5 protein-coding genes, 1 tRNA gene and 1 pseudogene are annotated in these 7,289 nt (G+C 59.0%); 2 read left to right on the top strand and 5 right to left on the bottom strand.

From position 1 onward, the window contains the following. Positions 1 to 356: 356 nt before the first annotated feature. Positions 357 to 764, bottom strand: coding sequence for a hypothetical protein (locus tag K7431_RS25720; RefSeq protein WP_012721720.1), 408 nt, complete (start codon positions 762 to 764; stop codon positions 357 to 359). A 181-nt stretch (positions 765 to 945) separates the two neighbouring features. On the opposite strand from K7431_RS25720, the gene K7431_RS25715 reads away from it, so the two are divergent. Next, positions 946 to 1,021 (top strand) — tRNA-Thr (locus tag K7431_RS25715). Positions 1,022 to 1,309: 288 nt separating this feature from the next. Here the strand turns inward: K7431_RS25715 and K7431_RS25710 are convergent. Beyond that, positions 1,310 to 1,705, bottom strand: a pseudogene (locus K7431_RS25710) (SDR family NAD(P)-dependent oxidoreductase); the annotation flags it as partial. 147 nt (positions 1,706 to 1,852) lie between these two features. Then, positions 1,853 to 3,154, bottom strand: coding sequence for an OprD family porin (locus K7431_RS25705; RefSeq protein WP_012721719.1), 1,302 nt, complete (start codon positions 3,152 to 3,154; stop codon positions 1,853 to 1,855). Positions 3,155 to 3,565: 411 nt separating this feature from the next. On the opposite strand from K7431_RS25705, the gene K7431_RS25700 reads away from it, so the two are divergent. After that, positions 3,566 to 5,653: a TonB-dependent receptor gene (locus K7431_RS25700; protein WP_012721718.1), complete on the top strand. Its 2,088-nt coding sequence runs from the start codon at positions 3,566 to 3,568 to the stop codon at positions 5,651 to 5,653. Positions 5,654 to 5,717: 64 nt separating this feature from the next. On the opposite strand, the gene K7431_RS25695 is transcribed toward K7431_RS25700, so the two are convergent. Both K7431_RS25695 and aguA read right to left on the bottom strand, forming a co-directional pair. Further along, positions 5,718 to 5,933 (bottom strand): hypothetical protein, encoded by a 216-nt coding sequence (locus K7431_RS25695; RefSeq protein WP_043204643.1) that lies wholly within the window; start codon positions 5,931 to 5,933, stop codon positions 5,718 to 5,720. Between the two features lie 233 nt (positions 5,934 to 6,166). Continuing rightward, positions 6,167 to 7,273: an agmatine deiminase gene (aguA, locus tag K7431_RS25690; protein WP_012721716.1), complete on the bottom strand. Its 1,107-nt coding sequence runs from the start codon at positions 7,271 to 7,273 to the stop codon at positions 6,167 to 6,169. Positions 7,274 to 7,289 lie beyond the last annotated feature (16 nt).

The following is a 7,289-nucleotide window of genomic DNA, read 5'->3' as shown; positions in this document are numbered from 1 at the left end:
TACGGAAACCTCGCCTGTATTCAAGGACGAAACTGCCGAGCGGTCGATCCGCAACCGCCCGCAAAGCCACGGCCCGTATATCGCTGCGCAGGCAGCCAAGACGACGAAGCAAAACCCACGCCGAATGACACAGGGCAGACACCTCCAGAGCGCTAAACCTGCTGAGCCTGGAAGATACGCCCCATTAACTAGACCAAATTGATCGCAGTCAGGCTGTAGGCTTTTGCTGCTGATGCTCACGCCCGGCAAAAACAGGTATTGGACTACGAGAAAGGTGCGGGCACGTGCGCGCAAGGGAGTTGAAACTTGTGACGGCCGGGCACCCGAGTGCCCGGTTTTGAAGCAAACCTGCCTTGTCAGCGGACACGGCGCTCGGTGAACTGGTAGTCGTCCTGGCAATCGCTGGTGGGGTCCGATGCCACACTCACATAGTGAACAGTGTCTGCGTCCAGCAGCTTATAGGTGTACACATCCGGCGAACGCACGCCATCTGTGCGCAGCTCATTCTTACCATTGGCCGCCGCCCACGAACCCTGCTCCGTCTGGATCACCTGCGTCTGCTGCGCATCGCGGTAGAAGGTAATAACGAAACGACCGTCAGGCTTGAGGGTATTGGTCCACGACAGGAACTGGCATTTACCGGTCTCGGTGCGCAAGCCTTTCCAAGTGCCAACCAGCGCGGGGTCGTTGGCCGACTGATGGGTGGAGCACGCGCCGAGAGCGGCGGTGAGGAGGACGAGGGACAGGGAGAGAGTCCGTTTCATATGGGGCTTCCTTTAGTTTGGACAAGATTGCCGAGTTAGACCCTTCGGCAGTAAGAGAAGAATCCTACCCTTGCTGGTCGAAAAAAGGGGCGAGTGTGAGAAAAGCTTGGGTTTTGCAAAAATAGTCAGAATTCAGGGGTTTACAGAACCTTTCCAATCGCTATAATCGTCGCCCTAACACGCCGGTATAGCTCAGTTGGTAGAGCAACTGACTTGTAATCAGTAGGTCCCGGGTTCGACTCCTGGTGCCGGCACCATATCTCGAAGCCCCGCAATGCGGGGCTTTGTGGTTTCTTGGGTTTGGAAAACACGAAAAATCTTGGGCGTCGTTTTGGCCAAAATGCCCAAAAAGTGTCCACGCTTCATTTTTGCTCAACCGACGCCCTCACCTGGTTGATAGCTTCTCCGACCTTGTCACCTTCTGCCTATTTCCCGGAAGAGCTCAATTTCTTAAAGTACCAAATGGCAGGTGCCCCCCTCCCAGCCTACGCACAACCTCACCAAGACAAGATAACGCCCGGCCCAATCAAGCCGGGACGTGTAGATCAATGCCCGGCACTCTGCCCGCCGTCTACATGAAGAATCTCCCCCGTCACGAACCCCGCATTCTCCAGATAAATAATCGCCTGGGCGATTTCACTCACCTCCCCCATGTGCCCAACCGGGTGCATTTGCCCCAGCGCAGCATGGCTTTCCTCGCCATGCATCGGCGTCTTGATGATCCCCGGGCTTACCGCATTCACTCGGATACCGCGCTTGGCGTATTCAATCGCCAATGATTTGGGCGCTGAGTTCAGGCCGCCTTTGGTGAGGTTGGCAAGTACCGACGGTACGCCATCGATTGCATGGTCAGCCAGGCTGGTGGTGATGTGGACGATGCGGCCGGCGTTGTTCTTTTCCATCTCGGCAAGGGCGAGTTGGGGGATATAGAAGAAGCCGTAGGCATGCGCCGGGAGGGGATAAAGGTGGGGCCGGGTACATCATCAGTGCCGTGGTGTAACAAACGTGTCTCGCACTGGCGGGCATAAAAAAACCCCGAACCAGTCGGGGTTTTTTAGCGCCTGGCATCAGGCGCGACGCCAGATCAATTAGAAAACGTTGATCGGGTAGTCGGCGAACAGACGGATTTCGTTACCGCCTACGTTGTACTGGTCAGCGTTATTGGAGACGCGCAGCCACGAGGCACGAGCACGCAGGCTCAGGTCTTTGGCCGGACCGCTCTGGACCACGTACTTGAACTGGTTCCAGATTTCACGCTCGGAGCCATCGCCGCGGTTGGTGCCGTCGTCGATGTTGGTACCGCGCACGTAGGCGACGTTGTAGGTCAGGCCCGGTACGCCGAAGGTGGCGAAATCGATGCCGTAGCCGAGTTGCCACGAACGCTCGTCCTTACCGTTGAAGTCAGACCAGTAAGAGTTGGCCAGCAGGATGGTGTTACCACCGTCGCCGATGCCGCCAGCGTTGCGGTAGCCGCCGTACAGGTAGCCGGTGTCACCGGTGCTGCGCTGGTGAGCGACGGTGAAGCTGTGCGGGCCAACGGCCCACGTGGCGCCCAGGCTCCAGATTTTGTTGTCGCGGGCGTCAGCATCTTTCTGGTTTTCCAGGGCGAAGCTGCGGTCCAGCTTGGTTTTGTAGCCGTTGAAGTCAAACGTCAGCGACTGCTTCTCTGGCAGGGCCAGGACGTAGTTGACGTTGACGTATTGCTTCTTCAGCACGTCCTGCATGTCAGAGGCATACAGCGCAGCCGACAGGCTCTCGGTGAATTTGTAGCTACCACCGATGTAGTCGATGCTTTTCAGGCGGCCGCTGTCGGTGCCTTCCGCGCTCTTGCGCGCTTCTTTGGTGAAGTGACCCGCGTCCAGTTGCAGACCGGCGATCTCTTTGGAAACGATCGACGTACCGGTGTAGGTTTCCGACAACAGACGGGAGTTGTCGTACTGCAGCACAGGTACGGCCGGGAACTGGTCACCGTACTTGAGCACGGTGTTGGAAACGCGGAACTTCACGGCAGCGCCGCCCTTGACCAGGTCGTGTGGTGCCGAGCCAGGGTTGTCGGTGGTGCCATTGCCCGGTTTGAAGAAGTCGATACCGCCCGCGCCGGCGCGACCTTTACCACCGTCCAGACGGATAGCGTATTGGCCAATCACGTCCACACCCACACCGACGGTGCCTTGGGTGAAACCAGACTCGAGCTTGCCGATGAAGCCTTGGCCCCATTCGGCTTTGTCTTGCTTGCCGTTTTTGTAGTCACGGCTGATGTAGGCGTTACGTGCGGCGATGTTCAGGTGGCTGTCTTCGATAAAACCCTTGGACTGGTCCTGGTCGTTTGCCATTGCTGTCGATGCGCTCAAAATCCCCAGAGCGATCAGACTCATCCGTTGCTTCAACATTTTCTTGTATTCCTTATTCCTGGTTGAGTACGCGCTGTGACACCAGGCTCCGTGTCGCTTTTCTGGTGTCGACTGATTCCGGAAAAAAGAAGGCCCGCGGACGACTGAACATGCCGCGGGCCTTTTTTATTGGATGAGTCATGGCGGTTAGCCACAGGCGTTGGGCGCAATCCTAGTCGCGCCCGGAACTATGTGTCAATTTCGCGAATCGTCTGTATTTAGGCGAAATAATTCTAAGCGATGCGCTTTAGCCGTTCTAAAAGCGACAAAAAACCGCACCTGAAACGTCAAAAAACACATTTAGTAATACATTTCAAAGCCGGTACGTTTGGGAATACATAACTTGCGCAAATGCAAAGCATTACCATTAACGCGCAGTTTTCCTCCCTAACAATTCGGATACATTCCTTCATGCCAGCCCCTCGCCTGACGCCCCTTACCCTTGGGCTTTCTGTTCTGCTGTCTGCCGGTTTTGCCTGTGCGGCCACCACCTTGCCCGAAACCTCGATCAGCGCCGAAGCTGACGAAGACGACCCGCGCGTCAAGGAAACCAGCACCGCCACCCGCACCGCCACACCGGTGCGTTATGTGCCCCAGGCCATCGATTCAGTGAAGACCGAAAGCCTGCGTTCCTACGGCACCAATGACCTGGGCCAGGCGTTGAGCGGGATTCCCAACGTGAGCAGCGGCGCAGACACGCGTTTTGACAGTTTGCGCATCCGCGGTTTCGACGCGAGCAATGACTTCTATCTGGATGGCATCCGCGACGACAGCCAGTACGTTCGCGACCTGCATAACATCGAGCGCATCGAAGTGCTCAAAGGCCCAGCCGCGGTACTCTACGGGCGAGGCGGTCAGGGAGGGATCGTCAACCGCGTGAGCAAACTGCCTACCGCCGGGCACACGTCGAGCATCGAGGCCCAAGGCGGCAGCAACGATCTGCGCAGTGTGTATGCCGACCTCAGCACCGACCCCACCGACACCATCAGCCTGCGCCTGAACATGGGCAACCAGGACAACAACAGCTTTCGTGATGGCGTCAGCGGCAATCGCCAACTGTTTGCGCCGTCCATGAGCTGGCAGCTCACGCCGGACCTGAACTGGCTGGTGCAGTACGAATACAGCCGCTACAACCGCACGCCGGACCGTGGCATTCCCGGGGTCAACGGCCGGCCGGCAGATGTGAGCCGCAGCACGACCTACGGCGACAGCCGCGATTACATCGACGACAAGACCCAGTCGCTGCGCTCCAAGTTGGCCTATGAGCTCAACGACAACTGGCAACTGCGCCAGACCTTAGGTGTGTTCAAGCTCGACAGTGATTTCGACAACACCTATCTCACCGGCTACACCCCGGCGACCAACAGCGTCACGCGCCAGCGCTGGCAGCAGGACCTGACCACCCTCAACATCTTCAATAACGTCGAGCTCGAAGGTGGCTTCAGCACCTTCGGCCTGGAACACCGCCTGCTCACCGGCCTTGAACTGGGCAGCCAGCGCCGTGATCCGAAGCTGTACACCGCCACTACTGTCGCACAAGGCGGCCGCGTCGTACCGCCCCTGGACCTCAACCAGCCCAATCGTAACCTCAGCCATACCGGGCGGATGAGTGTGTCGAGTGACAACCACACCGAAGTCGAAAGCCGTGCCCTTTATGTACAGGACCAACTGCGCCTGAATGACCAGTGGCAGATACTCGCAGGCCTGCGCTACGACCGCTTCGAGGTCGACACCAAGAACAAGCTGCTCAACACCCGGCAGGACGTTAAAAGCCACAGCACCAGCCCGCGCTTCGGCCTGGTCTGGACGCCACTGGAGCATCATTCGTTCTACGCCTCATGGAGCAAGACCTTCTCGCCTGCGGGTGGCGGCCTGATCGGCATCACGCCAAACGCCGCCGGGAGCGTCAACGACCTGAGTCCCGAGCTGACCAAACAGAAGGAAATCGGGGTCAAGAGCGACTGGCTCGACGACCGCCTGAGCACCACCCTGGCGGTGTACGAACTGGAACTCTACAACCGCCGCACCAGCGACCCACTGAACCGCACCATCACCCTGCTCAGCGGTTTGCAGCGCTCACGCGGCGTTGAGCTGACCGCCACCGGCAAGCTCGTCGGCAACTGGTACGTGCGCGGTGGTGTCGGCCTGCAAGATGCCAAGGTCGAGAAGGACAACAACGGCTTCGAAGGCAAGCGCGTCAGCGATGTGGCCAAGCGCAATGCCAGCCTGTTCATCACCTGGAAACCAGAGATGGGCTGGTATGCGGAAACCGGTTTGACGTTGGTGGGCGATCGCTATGCCGACAGCCTCAACACCGTGGTGCTGCCGGGCTATGGCCGTTGGGACGCATTGGCCGGCTTCCGCCAGAAGGAATGGGATGTGCGGGCGGCGCTGAACAATATCGCGGATAAAACCTACTACGCGTCTGCGACCAGTGTGGCGCAGATTCAGCCAGGGGATCCGCGCAGTCTGGTGGTGACAGGCACGTACAGTTTCTAAAGCTACACACCATTCAAATGTGAGAGCGGGCGTGCTCGCTCCCACATTTTGATCTCAGTGTTCTCTAGTTGTTTATCAACTCGCACAACGCGTGCACTTCGTCCTCACTGAACAAGCCCACCGGGTACCGTTCACTCATCACGCTGCGCCAATCAGGCTGCTGCCGGATCTGCCGCGAGCCGTTTTCCTTCAACCAGAGCGCCAGCGCATGAATCGCGTCGCCGTCGACCCGCAAAGGGTGGAACGTACGCGTGTACATCAGGTTGATATCGGCATTCATTTCAGCGCTCTCTCCTACTGCGTGAGCGGCTAACTTACTCAAGGTTTATGACAGAACTGCGCAGTCATCACCCTGGGCCACTGTGACAACAGCGATACAAGAGCTATGCCAATGTCTCGTGTTCATAGGCAGGTGGACACAAAAAAGCCCGCGACCTTACTGGGGCGCGGGCTTGCTGGGGGCGTTGAAACCGGGTGGCCCCGGCTATCGCCAGGAGGCTGTTACAACTGCACTCAATTTTTGTGCGGCGCGGGCTGCTGTTGGGTCAGACAGTGGATATTGCCGCCACCCAGTAACAGTTCGCGGCCGGGCACCATCACCACTTCGTGCTGCGGGAACAGGTCCTGCAGGATCGCCTTGGCCTGGCTGTCCAGCGGATCATCAAAGCTCGGCGCGATGATGCCACCGTTGACGATCAGGAAGTTGACGTAGGAACCGGCCAACCGCACGGTCGGATTACGCTCCTGGGTGCCGTCAACCGGGTCTACACCGGCGCACTCTGCCTCGGTGGCATACAGCGGCCCCGGGATCGGCATTTTATGCACTGTGAACGAGCGACCCTGGGCGTCAGTGCTGCTTTGCAGCACGTTCATCGCGGCGTGGCAGCGTGCGTAGTTCGGGTCTTGCGGGTCATCGGTCCAGGCCAGCAGCACTTCACCTGGACGCACGTAGCAGCAGAAGTTATCCACGTGGCCGTCGGTTTCGTCGTTGAACAGACCGTCCGGCAGCCAGATGATTTTATCCACCGCCAGATTGGCGCTCAGCACCGCTTCGATCTGTGCACGGTCGAGGTGCGGGTTGCGATTGGAGTTAAGCAGGCATTCTTCGGTGGTGATCAGGGTGCCTTCGCCGTCGACATGGATCGAACCGCCTTCCAGCACAAAGCCTTCGGTGCAATAGCGCGGGGCGCGTTCGATCTCGAGGATCTTGCCGCCGATCTGCGAGTCGCGGTTCCACGGCGAATACAGGCCGCCGTCAAAACCGCCCCAGGCGTTGAAGTCCCAGTTCACGCCACGCACTTCGCCACTGCGGTTGATCACAAAGGTAGGGCCGGTGTCGCGCACCCAGGCGTCGTCACTGGACATCTCCACCACACGGATATTCGGCACATCCAGGCGCGCACGGGCGTTTTCGTACTGGCCGGCGGAAACCGCCACGGTGACCGGCTCAAAACGCGCGATGGCCTTGGCCACCGCCACGTGAGCGGCCTGCGCCGGCTTGCCGCCCAGGCGCCAGTTGTCCGGGCGCTCAGGCCAGATCATCCAGGTCTGGGTCTGTGGCGCCCATTCGGCAGGCATGTGGAAGCCATCGGCGCGAGGGGTGCTGTGCAGGGTGGTCATGGCGTTCAGGACTCCG

It is taken from the genome of Pseudomonas fluorescens group sp. (genome assembly GCF_020093335.1).
GTDB classification, from domain to species: Bacteria; Pseudomonadota; Gammaproteobacteria; order Pseudomonadales; family Pseudomonadaceae; genus Aquipseudomonas; species Aquipseudomonas petroselini.
This window is presented reverse-complemented; position numbering and strand designations above follow the sequence as displayed.

Excerpts from the sequence above, each read along its gene's own strand:
- K7431_RS25720 (WP_012721720.1), bottom strand. The coding sequence starts at position 764 with ATGAAACGGACTCTCTCCCTGTCCCTCGTCCTCCTCACCGCCGCTCTC.
- K7431_RS25705 (WP_012721719.1), bottom strand. The coding sequence starts at position 3,154 with ATGTTGAAGCAACGGATGAGTCTGATCGCTCTGGGGATTTTGAGCGCA.
- K7431_RS25700 (WP_012721718.1), top strand. The coding sequence starts at position 3,566 with ATGCCAGCCCCTCGCCTGACGCCCCTTACCCTTGGGCTTTCTGTTCTG.
- K7431_RS25695 (WP_043204643.1), bottom strand. The coding sequence starts at position 5,933 with ATGAATGCCGATATCAACCTGATGTACACGCGTACGTTCCACCCTTTG.
- aguA (WP_012721716.1), bottom strand. The coding sequence starts at position 7,273 with ATGACCACCCTGCACAGCACCCCTCGCGCCGATGGCTTCCACATGCCT.